15 protein-coding genes and 1 riboswitch are annotated in these 15,372 nt (G+C 64.3%); of the genes, 8 read left to right on the top strand and 7 right to left on the bottom strand.

Features of this window, described 5'->3' with window-relative positions; genetic code table 11:
• Positions 1 to 18: 18 nt before the first annotated feature.
• The 4 genes from RI103_RS12090 to RI103_RS12075 form a co-directional block, all read right to left on the bottom strand.
• Positions 19 to 1,419 carry an MdtA/MuxA family multidrug efflux RND transporter periplasmic adaptor subunit gene (locus RI103_RS12090; RefSeq protein WP_310812245.1) on the bottom strand — a complete coding sequence of 467 codons (1,401 nt, stop codon included), beginning with the start codon at positions 1,417 to 1,419 and terminating at the stop codon, positions 19 to 21.
• A 364-nt stretch (positions 1,420 to 1,783) separates the two neighbouring features.
• On the bottom strand, positions 1,784 to 2,620 hold the full coding sequence (locus RI103_RS12085) for an IclR family transcriptional regulator (RefSeq protein ID WP_310812244.1): 837 nt from the start codon (positions 2,618 to 2,620) through the stop codon (positions 1,784 to 1,786).
• Positions 2,621 to 3,157: 537 nt separating this feature from the next.
• Positions 3,158 to 3,538 carry a fluoride efflux transporter CrcB gene (crcB, locus tag RI103_RS12080; protein WP_310812243.1) on the bottom strand — a complete coding sequence of 127 codons (381 nt, stop codon included), beginning with the start codon at positions 3,536 to 3,538 and terminating at the stop codon, positions 3,158 to 3,160.
• Between the two features lie 77 nt (positions 3,539 to 3,615).
• Positions 3,616 to 3,677, bottom strand: a riboswitch (Fluoride riboswitch).
• Between the two features lie 81 nt (positions 3,678 to 3,758).
• The gene (locus RI103_RS12075; RefSeq protein WP_310812242.1) at positions 3,759 to 4,946 is read right to left on the bottom strand and encodes an ammonium transporter; all 1,188 of its coding nucleotides are present in this window, start codon (positions 4,944 to 4,946) and stop codon (positions 3,759 to 3,761) included.
• A gap of 410 nt (positions 4,947 to 5,356) precedes the next feature.
• On the opposite strand from RI103_RS12075, the gene RI103_RS12070 reads away from it, so the two are divergent.
• Positions 5,357 to 7,102: an ATP-binding protein gene (locus RI103_RS12070; protein WP_310812241.1), complete on the top strand. Its 1,746-nt coding sequence runs from the start codon at positions 5,357 to 5,359 to the stop codon at positions 7,100 to 7,102.
• Positions 7,103 to 7,105: 3 nt separating this feature from the next.
• Here RI103_RS12070 and RI103_RS12065 read toward each other — a convergent pair whose 3' ends face one another.
• Positions 7,106 to 7,429: a hypothetical protein gene (locus RI103_RS12065; RefSeq protein ID WP_310812240.1), complete on the bottom strand. Its 324-nt coding sequence runs from the start codon at positions 7,427 to 7,429 to the stop codon at positions 7,106 to 7,108.
• Between the two features lie 140 nt (positions 7,430 to 7,569).
• Positions 7,570 to 8,151 (bottom strand): DJ-1/PfpI family protein, encoded by a 582-nt coding sequence (locus RI103_RS12060; protein WP_310812239.1) that lies wholly within the window; start codon positions 8,149 to 8,151, stop codon positions 7,570 to 7,572.
• Between the two features lie 108 nt (positions 8,152 to 8,259).
• Here RI103_RS12060 and RI103_RS12055 point away from each other — a divergent pair, with 108 nt between their 5' ends.
• The 5 genes from RI103_RS12055 (at position 8,260) to RI103_RS12035 (ending at position 13,348) form a co-directional block, all read left to right on the top strand.
• Positions 8,260 to 8,751, top strand: a complete 492-nt coding sequence (locus RI103_RS12055) for a GNAT family N-acetyltransferase (protein WP_310812238.1) — start codon at positions 8,260 to 8,262, stop codon at positions 8,749 to 8,751.
• The gene (locus tag RI103_RS12050; protein WP_310812237.1) at positions 8,748 to 9,221 is read left to right on the top strand and encodes a hypothetical protein; all 474 of its coding nucleotides are present in this window, start codon (positions 8,748 to 8,750) and stop codon (positions 9,219 to 9,221) included. Before RI103_RS12055 ends, RI103_RS12050 begins: the two co-directional genes overlap by 4 nt.
• An 87-nt stretch (positions 9,222 to 9,308) precedes the next feature.
• On the top strand, positions 9,309 to 9,764 hold the full coding sequence (locus RI103_RS12045) for an Rrf2 family transcriptional regulator (protein WP_310812236.1): 456 nt from the start codon (positions 9,309 to 9,311) through the stop codon (positions 9,762 to 9,764).
• Positions 9,765 to 9,906: 142 nt separating this feature from the next.
• Entirely contained in the window at positions 9,907 to 10,554 is a 648-nt protein-coding gene (locus RI103_RS12040) for an NAD(P)-dependent oxidoreductase (protein WP_310812235.1), read from the top strand.
• Between the two features lie 178 nt (positions 10,555 to 10,732).
• Positions 10,733 to 13,348 carry a mechanosensitive ion channel family protein gene (locus RI103_RS12035; protein ID WP_310812234.1) on the top strand — a complete coding sequence of 872 codons (2,616 nt, stop codon included), beginning with the start codon at positions 10,733 to 10,735 and terminating at the stop codon, positions 13,346 to 13,348.
• A gap of 214 nt (positions 13,349 to 13,562) precedes the next feature.
• Here RI103_RS12035 and RI103_RS12030 read toward each other — a convergent pair whose 3' ends face one another.
• A complete protein-coding gene (locus tag RI103_RS12030; RefSeq protein WP_310812233.1) occupies positions 13,563 to 14,231 on the bottom strand; it encodes a cysteine dioxygenase family protein in 669 nt (222 codons plus the stop codon).
• A gap of 137 nt (positions 14,232 to 14,368) precedes the next feature.
• Here RI103_RS12030 and RI103_RS12025 point away from each other — a divergent pair, with 137 nt between their 5' ends.
• Both RI103_RS12025 and RI103_RS12020 read left to right on the top strand, forming a co-directional pair.
• Positions 14,369 to 14,842: an Lrp/AsnC family transcriptional regulator gene (locus tag RI103_RS12025; protein WP_310815226.1), complete on the top strand. Its 474-nt coding sequence runs from the start codon at positions 14,369 to 14,371 to the stop codon at positions 14,840 to 14,842.
• Positions 14,843 to 15,048: 206 nt separating this feature from the next.
• On the top strand, positions 15,049 to 15,258 hold the full coding sequence (locus RI103_RS12020; RefSeq protein ID WP_310812232.1) for a hypothetical protein: 210 nt from the start codon (positions 15,049 to 15,051) through the stop codon (positions 15,256 to 15,258).
• The last annotated feature ends 114 nt before the right edge of the window (positions 15,259 to 15,372 follow it).

Here is a 15,372-nt window from a genome sequence, read left to right as displayed (position 1 = left end):
GCGGTAAGTGCCGTGCCTTTATTGCGAGGCTTGCGCCGCGTGTCTGCCATGATGCGCGTGGGCGCCGGATGCGCCCGACGCAGCGGCCGCGCCCCGGGCGCCCGAGGCGCCGCGCGGCTTGTCGGCCGGAATGGTGATTTTCGCGCCTTCCTTGAGACGGTCCGAGCCGTCGATCACGACGCGCTCGCTCACCGCCAGGCCGGATAGGACGCTGGTGCGCTCGCCATCCACGGGGCCGACCTTGACCGGCCGCACGGTCACGGTGTTGTCCGCCTTCACGACGTACACGAACGGGCCCATCGAGCCGTTGAGCACGGCCGGCGTCGGCACGATCACGGCGTCTTTGATCGTACTGACCAGCAGACGCGTATTCACGAACTGATTCGGGAACAGCAAATTCTTGCTGTTCGGGAAGATCGCGCGCAGCTTGACCGTGCCGGTGGTGGTGTCGATCTGGTTGTCCAGTGTTTCGAGCATGCCGCCTTCGAGCGACGTGGTGTTGCTGCGGTCATACGCGGTGACCGAGAGCTTCGCGCCCGACTGGGTCTGCTGGATGACCTGCTGCAGATTGTCTTCCGAGGTGGTGAAGATCACGCTGATCGGCTGCAACTGCGTAATCACGACGATGCCGTTGGTCAAACTCGGCGTCACATAGTTGCCCGGATCGACCTGGCGCAGACCGACGCGTCCTGACACCGGCGCGGTGATACGCGCATACACGAGGTCGAGCTTGAAGGTGTCGATATTGGCCTTGTCGGACTTCACCGTGCCTTCGTATTGCCGCACCAGCGAGGCCTGCGTATCCACCTGCTGGCTGGCAATGGAGTCTTGCGAGAGCAGCGTCTGATAGCGCTTCAGGTCGAGGCGGGCGGTTTGCAGCAGGGCCTCGTCGTGCGCGAGCGTGCCTTGCGCGTTATCGAGCGAGATCTGATAGGGGCGCGGGTCGATCTGGGCCAGCACGTCGCCCTTCTTGACCATCTGGCCTTCCTTGAAGTACACGTCCTGCAACACGCCGCTCAACTGCGGCAGCACGGTGACGCTGGCAAGCGGCGTGACCGTGCCGAGCGCGGTCAGCACGACCGGCATTTCGCCCTGTATCGCGGCCGCCACGTGAACCGGTTGCGGCATATTGCCCATGCCGCCGCCGCGGCCCGAGCGCCCGGCCCGGGCGCCGCTCGCGTCGCTGGCGCCCGCCGCGCCGCTCGCGCGGCCGTCGGGACCGCCCCACGGATGCCAGCGCCACAGCACCACCCCGAGAATGACCAGCGCCGCGATGATCAACGCGGTGTTGCGGCCGCGATGCCGCTTTACCATGCCGGGCGGCTGGTGTGGTGTGCCGGCGGGACCGCCGCTGGAGGACGGTTGGGAAGCCGGAGGAACAGGGCGTGTGGTTTCCGGATGCTTTTGTTGTTCGTCCATCGATTCGGTCAGGTGACTGGCTTGGATGTGAGCCGTTCGCGCGTTCGTGCCGTTTCGACAGTTCAGCGGACCGGCACGCGTGTGGCATGACAGGCGGTTTCGACAACGGGTGCGCCGCGTTGGTCGGCGCGATGCTACCCGAGGCGCGGGACAGAGATGTTATCGCAAGGCGGCATCGAAACAGGCGGCCGGAACGTTATTGAAGGGAATAACGGCCAGCCGGGGCGTGCGTCCCGCGACGGGAAGGCATGATCCTACGTCGCGGGCTCTGTAACAGTCCACCCGCGTATTTTTCTTTTGATTACGAAGGTTACAGAAAGTCTTGCGATGACCATGGCCGCCGGCCGGCGAACCCGCGGCCGGTTCAGGTGTCCAGACGGCGCCCGGGCGTGCCGCCGATTTCCAGCACGATTCGGGCGACACACTCGAGCAGCGCCGGTGCGGCGCGCGAGATCAACCAGTCGCGCGGGCACTGGTCGGCTGAGCCGCCGCAATTGACCGCATAGCGTTCGCCCGACGGTCCGGTAAAACCTAATGCGATCGCGTTCAGTCCGTCGTACCATTCGCCCGTGGCGATTGCGAAGCCGCGCTCGACGGTTTCCTGCAATGCGCTGTCGAGACGGCTGCTGACGTGGCCCCAGTCGTCGCCTTCGGCCGCCTGTAAGCCGATCAGCAATTTTTCGCGTTCCGGCACTTCGAGCGCGGCCAGATAGGCGCGCCCGATGGCGGTGCGGCTCAGATTCATGCGCGAGCCAATCTCGAGACGCGAGACCAGCACCGCGGAGCGTGGCCGGATCGCGTCGATGACCACCATGTCGAGGCGGTCACGCACGGCCAGATGCACGGACAATGCCGTGCGTTCGGCCAGTTCGATCAGGAACGGCCGGGCGCGAGCGCGAATGTCGAAGTTGCGCAAAAAACCATTGCTCAATTCCAGCACCGACGACGTCAGCACGAAACGCTCGCTGTCGGGCAGGCGGAACAGGAACCCCGCGCTGACCAGCGTGGCGGTGATCCGCGAGACGGTGGGTTTGGGAATCCCGGTCAGCTCAGTCAGTTCGCGATTGCTGAGCGGCGCGTCCGCGGCGGCGATGGAACGCAGCACAGTCAGGCCGCGAGCGAGGGCGGTCACTTCGTCGCCGGAGCCGTCTTTGTCTTTGGCCGTGGCCACGGCGGGTCGGGAAGGCGTGGGTCGATTCATGTGTTTTTCTGGAACTTTATTTCAGTTTTATTCTTTGCAGGCTTGCCGGAGCTGTCTCTCAATACGCCGGCGACGGCCCCGGGACGGGGCATCGCGGTGATTTTTCATCGGAAGATTCATTGTATTGGAATATTTTCCCGCAACGAATGATGCCTATTCAGATTTTGCTTGACTTAGTCAGCATAACCATAAAAAATGGAATCTCATTTCGAAAGACGGTTTCAGGTTCCGCATTTCAAGTTTTCGAACCTGCCGTGGCCCGCACAATGTCTGTGTCGAGTGTCTTCTCATAGTCCACCGTAACAGTCCATGTCGCGCACCGTACATGGGTGCCGCGTCGCGTCGCAGGCCAACTTTCGAATACCGTCTCTCAGGTTCTAGCACGGCCCTCGGAATGGCTAGAACTTTTTAAGGCGTCACGGCAACGTGACGCCTTTTTTTTCGGCCGGCTTTTCGTGCTGCTTTCCAAGTCCTGTCCTTTAACTGCGTCGTTGCGCAGTCAACCATGCCAGCCCCGCCGTGACCATCTTGCACAGTTCAGCGCGACAGCAACGACACTGTCGCGATGCCGAGAATGGTCATCAGGAGCGACGCGGCCACGTGAATCACGATCTCGCCCGCGGCCCAGCCGAGCCGGCCGTCCTGCAGGCGTTGCACCACTTCCGCGGAAAACGTCGAGAAAGTCGACAGGCCGCCCATCAAGCCGGTGATGACGAAGAGCCGCCATTCGGGCGCGATCTGCGGTGCTCGCGCGAAGCCCGCGACAGCGACGCCGATGACATAGCCGGCAATGACGTTGGCGGCGAAAGTGCCGAGCGGCAAGCCGCTGAAGACGCCGTTCAGGCGGATGCCCAGAAACCAGCGGAACAACGAACCGAGCGCGCCGCCGATACCGACAGCGAGAATGGACCAATACATGGGAAGAGGCTTGGAAGAACCGGCATGTCATAAACCGGGCAGAGCGAGGAGTGCGATGCCGCCTCCGCGTTCATCCGGACGAAGCAGGCATCATCAGCCACGAAGGCGGTTAAGGGAGAATGCCATCTCCAGCCCGCAAGTCTAACATCGGCGGGTGCATGTGGGGACAGGTCGGCGCGCTCGCGCTGCAAGAGCGCCAGCCGCCGCGCTCACTCCGGCCTCACTCCGACGTCGCTGAAATCTTATGGATCGACAGATCGGCGCCGTTGTACTCGTCTTCCTGGTCGAGCCTCAGGCCCACCGTCAGCCGGATCGCGCCGTACACGAGCGTGCCGCCGAGCGTCGCCACCGCGATCCCGCCCAACGTGCCGACCAGTTGCGCGCCAAACGACACGCCGCCCAGACCGCCGAGCGCGCGCAGGCCGAAGATGCCTGCCGCGATGCCGCCCCACGCGCCGCACAACCCGTGCAATGGCCACACGCCCAGCACGTCGTCGATGCGCCAGCGGTTCTGCACGCAGGTGAACATGCAAACGAACAGCACGCCGGCGATGCCGCCCGTCACCAGCGCGCCGAGCGGATGCATCACGTCGGAGCCGGCGCAGACCGCCACCAGTCCGGCAAGCGGCCCGTTATACGTGAAGCCCGGGTCGTTGCGGCCCGCGAGCCAGGCGGTCAGCGTGCCGCCGACCATCGCCATCAGCGAATTGACGGCGACAAGGCCGCTGATCTTGTCGACGGTCTGCGCGCTCATCACGTTAAAGCCGAACCAGCCGACCGCCAGCACCCAGGCGCCTAGCGCCAGGAACGGAATGTTCGACGGCGGATGTGCGGCGATGCCGCCGTCGCGCTGATAGCGGCCGTGGCGCGCGCCCAGCAGCAGCACGGCCGGCAGCGCGACCCAGCCGCCGAATGCGTGCACGACGACCGAGCCGGCGAAGTCGTGGAACGGCGCGCCGAACACGCGGGCGAGCCAGTCCTCGATGCCGAAGCGGTCGTTCCAGGCGATCCCTTCGAAGAACGGGTAGATGAACCCGACCAGCACGAACGTCGCGAAGAGTTGCGGATTGAATTTCGAGCGCTCCGCGATGCCGCCCGATACGATCGCCGGAATGGCGGCGGCGAAAGTCAGCAGGAAAAAGAAGCGCACCAGCGCATAGCCGTTGTGGGCTGCCAGCGATCCGGCGCTGCCGAAGAACTGCACGCCGTAAGCGATGGTGTACCCGATAAAGAAATACGCGATGGTCGAGACCGAGAAGTCCACCAGAATCTTGACCAGCGCATTGACCTGATTCTTTTTGCGTACCGTGCCGAGTTCGAGAAATGCAAATCCTGCATGCATGGCCAGGACCATCGCGGCGCCGAGCAGAAGGAAGAGAGTATCGGTGCCGGTTTTCAGACTTTCCATCGATGTGTCCCGCTTATGCCAAAAAAGCGGGCAATGAACGCAAGAAGTGGGCCAAATTTGTGCCGACGCGCGTCGATGAGGTGCAGATTCGCACCGCTATGGGAGTAAGCGTGCATTTTGCGCAACGGGCGAGTGATCGTCGCCGCACCTCTAGTTGCACAAAAACGCACAATTCATGTGCATGAATCTTTCATTGGGAATCGAGAGAACCAAAACGGGGCGAAATATTCGATTTGATTTACGTTTAATTCAATAACCTGACATTCGATGCGCACTGATCGCGCACGCCGGCGCACGTGGCGGCGTATGCCTGGTCGATGGCGTGCCCTCTTTGTTTTCCTGCACAATCGCCGACATAATGTGCCGTTCCCGAGCATGATCTGCCGGGCCATCGACCTCCAGGCGCACGGATGAGACTGACCACTAAAGGCCTGTTGCTGATCGCGATTCCGGCGCTCTTCGAGTTGGCGCTACTGTCCGGACTGGTCAAGGCGCAGGCGGATGCGACGCAGGCGGAGCGCTGGGCGATCCATAGCCAGGACGTGCTGCGTCAGACCACCGCGATCCTCGAGCCGGTGCTGGGCGAGTCGGTAGCGCTGCGCGGCGCGGTGCTTGCCAACGACGCCCGTTTTGCCACACCCGTGACGGTGTGGATAGACGTCGACCGGCGCATCGATGAACTGGCCGAACTGGTCGCCGACAATCCGGCGCAAGTCGAACGCGTGGTTCAGGTGCGCCAGGCGGTGCAGGCTTACCGGCAATGGTCGGATCGCATTCAGGACATGCTGCATTCGGGCCGGCGACGCGACGTGCTCGCGCGCTTCCGTGATCTCGCGCCGTCCGATGTGCTCGACCGGTTTCGTCAGCAACTCGCGGCGTTTCAGGCCGAAGAGCGGCGTCTCGACACGCTTCGTTCGAATGCCGCCGACGCCGCCCGCGAGCGGCAGCAAACCCTGGTGGTCGCGGCCGTGTTCGGCTCCTTGCTGTTCGTCGCGCTGGCCGTCTGGCTGTTCACACGCGGTGTGCGCGGGCGGCTCGCGCTCCTCGCCGACAACGCCGGACGCCTCGCCGGCAATGAACCGCTGGCGCCGATCGGTTCCGGCCGCGACGAAATCGCGCGCCTCGATCTGACCTTGCACGAGACCAGCCGACGCCTGCTCGAGGCGGAGCGCATCCAGGCGCGTTTCCAGGCCGACCTTGCGCGCCGCACCGGCGAACTGGCGCGGATCAACGAGACCCTGCGTCAGCAGACCCAGGAAAACGAAATGTTCATCTACAGCGTATCGCACGATCTGCGTGCGCCGCTGGTGAACCTGCAAGGCTTCTCGAAAGAGCTGAATCGCTCGTGCGATGAACTGCGCGCCGCGGTGCGCGAGTCGTCGCTCGCGGCCGAGACGCGGCAGCGCATCGAACGGGTAGTCGAGGAGGACATTGGCGAAGCGCTGCACTATCTGCAGACGGCGGTGCTGCGCGCTTCGCACATCATCGACGCGTTGTTGCGGCTGTCACGCGTCGGCCGGGTGGAGTATCGGCAGCAAAAGGTCGAGGTGCGCGATATCGTGCCGCGCGTGATCGACGCGATGCAAGGCTCGATCCGGGCACGGCGCGCTCACGTCAGCGTGCACGAATTGCCGGCGGTGTGGGGCGATCCCACTGCGTTGGAACAGGTGTTCGCGAACCTGGTCGGCAATGCGGTGAATTATCTCGACCCGTCGCGGGAAGGCAGGATCGAGATCGGTACGACACCGGCACCCCCTGGTGTGCACTCGCTGCGCATCTTCTACGTGAGGGACAACGGTCTGGGCATTCCGGCGGTCGCCTTGCCACGGCTATTCAACGCGTTTCAGCGCTTGCACGGCAATGTGGCGGCCGGCGAGGGCATTGGCCTCGCGCTCGTGCGCCGGGTGGTGGAACGGCATGGCGGACGTGTGTGGGTGGAGTCGAAAGAAGGCGCGGGTACGACGTTCTATCTATCGCTACCCGAAGCCGAGGTGCGGATCGCGCCACTGGCTGTGAATATGCAAGCGCCACTGGCGGCGGTGGGTGTTCAACCCATTCGCGATGCCCGCCCGGGTCTGGAAACTCGCGATCGAAAGAGCGGAAGCGGCGGCGCCGCGCATGCCGCCGATGCCCAGCCCGGCATCAGCACGCCGTAGTCGTCACGCGGTAAAGAGACGGCGTGGTTTGAGCAGTTTGCTGCCGCGAATCGACCAGTAGCAGGCACAGGCTATCAGGATGGAGACGCCTGTCAGGGCTTCGAGCGGCGCGGGGCGCAGACCGGCCACGCCGTCCAGCGCAAAGAGGCCACGCGTGGCAATCAACAGCGCGGCCCATACCGAGCACGCGGCCTGACCTAGCATGCGCGTGCCTGCCAGGCGACGCGCGCGATTTTCGTGCGACCAGGTGGCCGGCGTACGTCCGCAGAAAAAAGCAATTGCCATCAGGACGACGGCAAGAATGACAATCCAGTCGGTCAGTTCCATCGAAAAACACTCCCCAGGTCAACCCGCGACTATAGGAAAGCCTTTCGCAGCGAACTATCGGACTAGTCTCAAATAAAGGGCAGTTTTGGCGAGCGCGTTGCCGCAGGGACACGGCGCTCGCCGATCGACAAGGCAAAAGATCAGAGTTCGATGCGCGTGCCGAGCAGCACGAGGAACTGGCGCAGCCACTCGGGATGCGCGGGCCACGCCGGCGCGGTGACGAAATTGGCGTCGGTGATCGCGGCGTCGACCGGAATGTCGGCGTATTCCCCGCCCGCCAGTTTCACTTCGGGCGCGCAGGCCGGGTAAGCGGAAATGCGCTTGCCGCGGATCACATCCGCGGCGGCCAGCAGTTGCGCGGCGTGGCAGATAGCCGCGATCGGCTTGCCCGCCTCGGCGAATTGCCGCACGACTTCGATCACCTTGTGATTGAGCCGCAGATACTCCGGCGCGCGACCGCCGGCGATTGCGAGCGCGTCGTATTGGCGCGGATCGGCGTCGTCGAAGGTCGCGTTCAGCGTGAATTGATGGCCGGGCTTTTCAGTGTAAGTCTGGTCGCCTTCGAAATCGTGAATCGCGGTCTTGATCCGGTCGCCCGCCTTCTTGTTGGGGCAGACCGCGTCGACCACATGGCCGACTGCCTGCAGCGCCTGAAACGGCACCATCGTTTCGTAATCCTCGGCGAAGTCGCCAGTCAGAAACAGAATTTTCTTTGCCGCCATCGTATGCCTCCAATTGATCAACGGAACACAGCGAATGCATCATTGATGCTCATATAAGCTCAAGCAGTCTACTCCACTACGTTTGACACAACCGCGACGGATCACGCTATGGACACGATCGAATGGCGCGCGTTTCGCGCCGAAGATGCGGCGGCGCTTGCCGCGTTGTTTCATGCCGCGGTCACGCAGCTTGCCGCGCCTGATTACGATGCGGCGGCGCGTGAAGCATGGGCGTCGGCCGCCGCCGACGTGCCGGCTTTTGCCGCGCGGCTCGCACGCGGCCTGACGCTCGTGGCGTTGCACGAAGGCAGGCCGGCTGCGTTCGCGCAGCTTTATCCAGCCGATCACGTCGAGATGCTGTACGTGGCGCCAGGCTACGCGCGGCAAGGCCTCGCGGCCAGATCGCTGATGCGTCTCGAAGCCGCCGCCCACGCGGGCGGCGCGGTGGAACTCGGCGCCGGCGTAAGCCTGAGCGCGCGGCGCAGCTTCGAGCGAGCGGGCTTCCAGGTACGCGCTGAGGAGCGCGTGCAGCGCAACGGCGTATCATTGGCGCGTTTTCGCATGCGGAAGCCGCTCGACGCGGCTCACACTCAATCATGATTTCATCGATCCGTTCATCTTTGCTGCGCCGTGTCGCGTTCGTGGCCGTCGTGTTTGGCGGGCTGGCCGCCTGTCAGAAGAACGACGCGTCAGCCGGGCAGGTTGCCGGCAAGCTCAACGACGCAGCCCAGGTCGCCGGTCAGAAGCTCGATCAGGCGGCCAGCTACGTCGGCCAGCAGGTCGACGCGACCAAATCCGCCGCCCAGCAGAACCTCGAATCCGCCTCGGCGCCGACGATCAATATCGACCCCAACGCGCTGGCTTCGACTGCGCAAGCGAATCTGCAGAGCGCGGCGAGCGCGACCAATGCGCAACTCGGCAAGGCTGCGTCGCTGACCGGGCAAAGCCTGGAGTCGGCGGGGCGCAAGCTTCAGGAATGGTCGGCGCAAAGCTCGGCGTCGTCGGCGAATGCATCGGCTTCGTCGTCAGCGGGCGATTCGAGCGATGCCCAGAAGCAGATGGACAAGTGACATGCCGGCCAGATTGGCTCGTCGTTTGACACTCCGATTAAATGTAATTACTATGGTTACACATTGTCGTCGCAGGACGGGTTTGCTGTGAACACGAGTAGCCGGTTTTCATTCGCGGTGCATGTGCTCGCGCTGCTGTCGTTGCAGGAGGGCGTGCCGCTTTCGTCGGACATGATCGCGGGCAGCGTGAATACGAATCCCGCGCTGATCCGGCGGCTACTGAGCATGCTGGCGGAGGCGGGCCTCACCGTCTCGCAGCTCGGCGCGGGCGGCGGCGCGCTGCTGGCGCGGGCGCCTCAGCAGATCACGCTGCTCGAGGTGTATCGTGCGGTAGACGACGCGCAGTTATTCGCCTTGCATCGCGAAGAGCCGAATCCGGCGTGCATGGTCGGGCGCAATATCCAGGGTGTGCTGCGCGGCATCATCGACGAAGCGCAGCAAGCCATGGAGGCCTCGCTCGGCGCGCGCACGCTGGCCGACGCCACGGCTGACGTGGTGCGGGCCGAGAGGCTGCGCGAACGCAAGAAGCGCTCGCACGGGTGACGTAGCAAACAAGCAGTGCGGAAGGTGCGTGTCGATCAATCGAAACACGCGCCTCTCAACGAACGGGGCTCACGCCCCGCTTTTTTTCCCATTATATGTAATCGATGTAGTTACATATTTGCTAATGACAGGAGCATTGAAAATGAGCAAACAGTTGAAGATTGCGCTGTTCGGCGCCACCGGCATGATTGGTTCGCGGATCGCCGCGGAAGCCGCGCGCCGCGGGCATCAGGTGACGGCGCTGGCGCGCAATCCGGCGCGCGTGCCGACCGATGTGGCGAATCTGAAAGCGGCGCAAGCCGATCTGCTCGACGCCGCGAGCGTCGGCGCCGCGGTGCGCGGTCACGACGTGGTGGCGAGCGCCTATGCGCCGCCGCAAGACGATCTCGCGGCACTCGACAAAGCGACTCACGCGCTCGTCGAAGGCGTGCGCGCGGCGGGCCTGCAGCGCCTCGTCGTGGTGGGCGGCGCGGGTTCGCTCGAAGTTGCGCCGGGCCAGCAACTGGTCGATACGGACGGTTTTCCGGACGCCTACAAGCCGATCGCGCTCGCGCATCGGAAGGTATTCGACTACTACCGCGGCGTGACCGACCTCGACTGGACATGCTTCGCGCCGGCCGCGATCATCGCGCCGGGCGAGCGCACGGGCAAATTCCGCACGGGCGCGAATACATTGCTGGCCGACGCCGAGGGCAATAGCCGCATTTCCGCCGAAGATTACGCCATCGCCTTCGTCGATGAACTGGAGCAGGGTCGTTTCATCCGCCAGATCGCAACGGTCGCTTATTGAGCTTGAAACGAGGCTGAACCGGCCGCGCGCGGGCACCGTGAGGCTGACGTCAGGTCTCACGCGCGGCCGTCATAAGCGTCGAGCCCGTGCAAGTGTCCTAACATTCGGTTACGCAAGTTCGGTTGCTCCCGATAAAACTGCGGATACACTGGCGTCTCCCGTTTTCTTACGGATTGCCATGCAGTCATGCCCGTTGCGGCGTGAGTCCGAGGCTGCGCCGTCCAACGGCGGGCAGCCGGCGACCCACGCCGCCTCTCATTCCTCTTCTGGCCATACCGCACGCGACGCCCGTCGCGGTGCGCGCCCGCAATGCGCGGCGCGGCTCGGCGCATGGGCGGTTGCGGTCTTCGTCGCGCTGATTCTGTGCATCGGCTGGATGCCCGCGAACGCGCTTGCCGCCGGCGCAGCCACCGGTACGCCGGTCATCCCGGCCTTGCAGAGCCTGATCAACAGCGCGACGGTCACGGCGACGCCCGCATCCTCCGCCTCGGGCGCTTCGGCGGCAGAGGCGGCGTCCGCGCCGTCGCCGGCGAGTCAGGCGGAACTGGCGCGCTCGCTCGACAGCGTGATCTCCACGCTCGACAACGACCGCCAACGCACCGCGCTCGTCGCCCAGCTCAAAAAGCTGCGCGACGTCTCGCAAAACGTCGCGCCGCCCGCGCCCGCGCAACCGAGCCCCGGCTTGCTCGGCGCGATCGCGTCGGGCATCGCGTCGTTCGAATCCGATGTACATCAAGGCCGCACGCCGGTCCGCTATTGGGGCGGCCGCTTCAACGCGGCCGGCAATGAGCTCTACACGATCATTTCGGGGCAGGGGCACGAGAGCTTCGGCCGCATTCTATTCTCCATGTTCGCGATGCTGGCCGGCTGGGGCGCATGTGCCGGCGCGCTGATCTATGTGCAACACCGGCTCTACCGGCGCTTCGGCATCGTCATGGGGCTCCAGCCGAATCCCACCACGCGCGAACTGCTGATCTTCGCGCTGCGCCGCGTGGGACCCTGGATCATCGCCTTCGTGGCCGCGCTGCTGTTCGTGCGCGCCATGCCCGACGCGCTCGGGCGCACGCTCGGCATGGTGGTCGCCTATGCGATCGTCGCGGGTGCGGTGTTTTCGGCGATCTGCCTGATCATGTTTTCGCTGTTCGGCTCGGGGCATCGGCGGATTGCGGTGCGCCTGCTGATCGATCACGCGCGGCGCGTGCTGTTCGTGGTCGGCGTGTGCGGCGCGCTTGGCGACGCCGCCGTCAATTACGACGTCGCGCATCAACTCGGCTCGAACCTCGCTGCGTTGATTTCGACGGCGGCCAACATGACGGCTGCTGTCCTCACCGGCTATTTCGCGCTTGCGTTTCGCCGGCCGGTCGCCCATCTGATCCGCAACCGGCCTTACGAGCAGCGCACCAATCACAAGGCCGCGACCGACGCCTTCGAAGTTCTCGCCGCGCTGTGGCACGTGCCCGTGCTGGTGCTGGCAGGCGCCTCGGTAGTGGCCACGCTCGGCGGTTCGGGCTCGAGCGAGAACGTGTTGCAGATTTCGGTGGTGACCGCGGCCCTGCTGGTGCTGGCGTTCTTCCTGTCGGCCATCGTATTGCGTCTGACGCGTCCGCGCAGCGCGCGGGCGCGTCGCCGTTCGCCGTATCTGACGCGCTTGCTGCGCTTTTTCGGTACGCTGGTGACACTCTTCATCTGGCTGTTCTTCTTCGAGCTCGCGGCGCGTTTGTGGGGCGTGTCGCTCGCCGCGGTGGTCGAGGAAAACGTCGCCGCGCGCGGTATCGCCCATGCGGTGACGGCGATCGTCGCCACGGTGTTCATTGCCTGGCTGCTGTGGATCCTGGTGGACACGGCGATCACCGAGGCGCTCAATCCGGCCGGCCCGCGCAACAAGGCGCGTGCGCCGAGCATGCGCGCCCGCACGATGCTGCCGTTGGTGCGCAACGTGCTGCTGGTCTCGATCATGACGATCGCCGGCATCGTCACGGCGGCGAATCTCGGTATCAATGTCACGCCGCTGCTGGCGGGCGCCGGCGTGATCGGCCTTGCGATCGGCTTCGGCGCGCAGTCGCTCGTGACCGACCTGATCACGGGGCTCTTCATCATCATCGAGGATACGATTTCGGTGGGCGACTGGATCGACGTCGACGGCGGGCACGCGGGCACGGTCGAGCATCTGTCGATCCGTACCGTGCGGCTGCGCGACGGCCAGGGCGCGATTCACGCGATTCCGTTTTCGCAGATCAAGATCGTCAAGAACCTGTCGCGCGACTTTGCCTATGCGGTGTTCGAAGTGCGCATGTCGTTCTCCACCGACGTCGATCAGATCACGCAACTGATCCGCGAAGTCGGCGCCGATCTGATGGCCGACTTCCGTTACCGCCGCGAGATGCTCGGACCGATCGAGGTGTGGGGGCTGGACCGTTTCGATCCGAACTGGATGGTCGTGAAAGGGCAGATCAAGACGCGGCCGTTGCAGCAGTGGAGCGTGGCGCGCGCTTTCAATCTGCGCCTCAAACGCAAGATGGACGAGGCGGGCATCGAGATTCCGGTGCCGCAGATGCGTGTGTACACGTCGTCGAAGGATAGCGAAGGGCAGCCTTTGCAGGACGATGAAGTCTCGGGATTCGTTCCGCATCCGCATGAGCATGCGCAGACCGGGGCGGCGCGGGCGGTGCATGCGCCGCTCGCCGTGGCGCGCGATGTATCGCATGAACCGCGACCGGCACCGCCGCCGACCGGGCAAACCGCGCCGATTCCGCCGCAGATTCCGACGGCGGGTGAGGCGGGTGGGAAGAGTTGATGGCTGCTGGGCACGGGAAGTTGTTGTTTTGTGGCCGTGCCGTTTCCATGCGAGGACGTCGAGGATCACGCGTCACATCTGGATGCCGGGCTTGTTTCGAGGTGTTGCGCCTCGGGCTATACGTGAGTTTCAGTCAGTGGGCGAGGCGCACTTGGCTTGCGCATCACGAAGTTCGCCAGACGCCGTAGGCGGGCGTCCGTGCCCTGTGTCGTTTTCAGGCCAGCGCTTGGGCATCCGCCGCGCGCACGATGTCGTTGACGTGCGTCGCGATTTGCGCGCCCGCGACACCGTAAATATGCAGCGAGACGGCAGGTGAATCGCTGCGATTACCCAACTGATGAATCCCGCCACGGCCGCCTCGCACGAACGACACCGCGCCCGCGCTGCGCGCTTGCGTACGCGTGGCGCTCGCACAATGCTGCGCGCCGTTCCATTCGAATATCGTTTCGCTCAGCGTGCCATCCAGCACCGCGTAGCCACACCACGTGTGATGCGCATGCACGGGGCTTGCCTGTTGCGGCAGCCACACGAGCGCGGCGATTGCATAACGTCCGCGCGGATCGGCAGCCAGCAGATGGCGCCGGTACGTCTCGACCGATCCCTCGCGCTGCGCCGCCGTCAGCAAATCGGGGCTCGCGGCCGCGTTGGCGAGCGCGATGCGCATGCTGCGCGCGAAGAACGTCGAATCCGACGGTTCGGGAAAATGCGCGCAGGCTTCGAATATCGCGTCCAGGGCATCGCACAGGCACGTGAGCGGCGCATTGCGTCCGGCGCGCAACAACCTGTCCCCCTCTTCGCGCGAGGCCGCCTGAGCCGTTCTGGCGGGCTGCGCGCGTTGGACTGGGAGACGTTCGAGGGAAGCTGGACGGAGGTCTTGGCTCATGATGGTTGGGCAGCGGCGGGCTGCTTATCGGCTGTTTTCGGATAGCGATATTTATACCGGTTTGAGCGGAGAAAGAGTTTCCATATAATTCCCCTTGGAATCTGAAAAGTAGAATAATTTCCTATGGGAGTGTCATGGTGGGAATGGATATCATCGACCGTAAGCTGCTGGAGTTGCTGCAGGAGGACGCGACCATGCCGATCGCCGAACTGGCGCAACGCGTGAATCTGTCGCAAACGCCTTGCTGGAAGCGGCTGCAGCGCCTGAAGGAGGCGGGCGTGATCCGCGCGCAGGTCGCACTTTGCGACGCGCGCAAACTCGGGGTGGGCACGACCGTGTTCGTCGCGGTGCGCACCAATCAGCACACGGAGGAGTGGGCACAAACCTTCACGCGTGCGGTGCGGGACATTCCGGAAGTGGTGGAGGTGTACCGGATGAGCGGTGAAACCGATTACCTGCTGCGCGTGGTGGTGTCCGACATCGACGACTACGACCGCGTCTACAAGCTGCTGATCGCCGCGGTGCCGCTCTTCGACGTGAGTTCGAGTTTTGCGATGGAGCAGATCAAGTATTCGACGGCGCTGCCGGTCAGGCCCGCCATGGTGAGGTAGATGCCAAAGGCGGCAGGTGCGTCGCTTGCTGTTCTTCAGATGGCGGGCCGTGCAACACGCCTGGTTCGCTGGCGAAACGTTGTGGCAGCCCCGCACGTACGCGCCGCTGGGCCCGTCTACTGCAAGCCGTGTGCAAGCTCACTGGGCGTAGAATGCCGCCTTCCCCAGACACCATCCGCGACTGCCTCGCGAACCGAGCCCGCCTCATGAACAAACCGCCGCGCAAGAAGAACCCGACCTTTGGCATTGCTGTCTTCATCGTGGTTGCGGTACTGCTGGTGATCGCCACGCTCTTCTATAACGCCATCAAGGAAAAGCGCGATTTCGACAGCCAGAATGCACCGGCGCCGTCGATTTCATCGGAGGCGGCGGCAGCGGCTAACGCCGCGAAGCCGGCGAGCGGCGCGGCTCAGTAAGGCGACGCGAACATCGGCCTGGTAGCGTCGCGCTCGACTCCCAGCGACGCTCATCACAACGCAGAAAGACCGCGGCGCATCCAAAAGCTGAAACGGGCCGCCGACCACACCCTG

It is taken from the genome of Paraburkholderia sp. FT54 (assembly GCF_031585635.1).
GTDB lineage: Bacteria > Pseudomonadota > Gammaproteobacteria > Burkholderiales > Burkholderiaceae > Paraburkholderia.
This window is presented reverse-complemented; position numbering and strand designations above follow the sequence as displayed.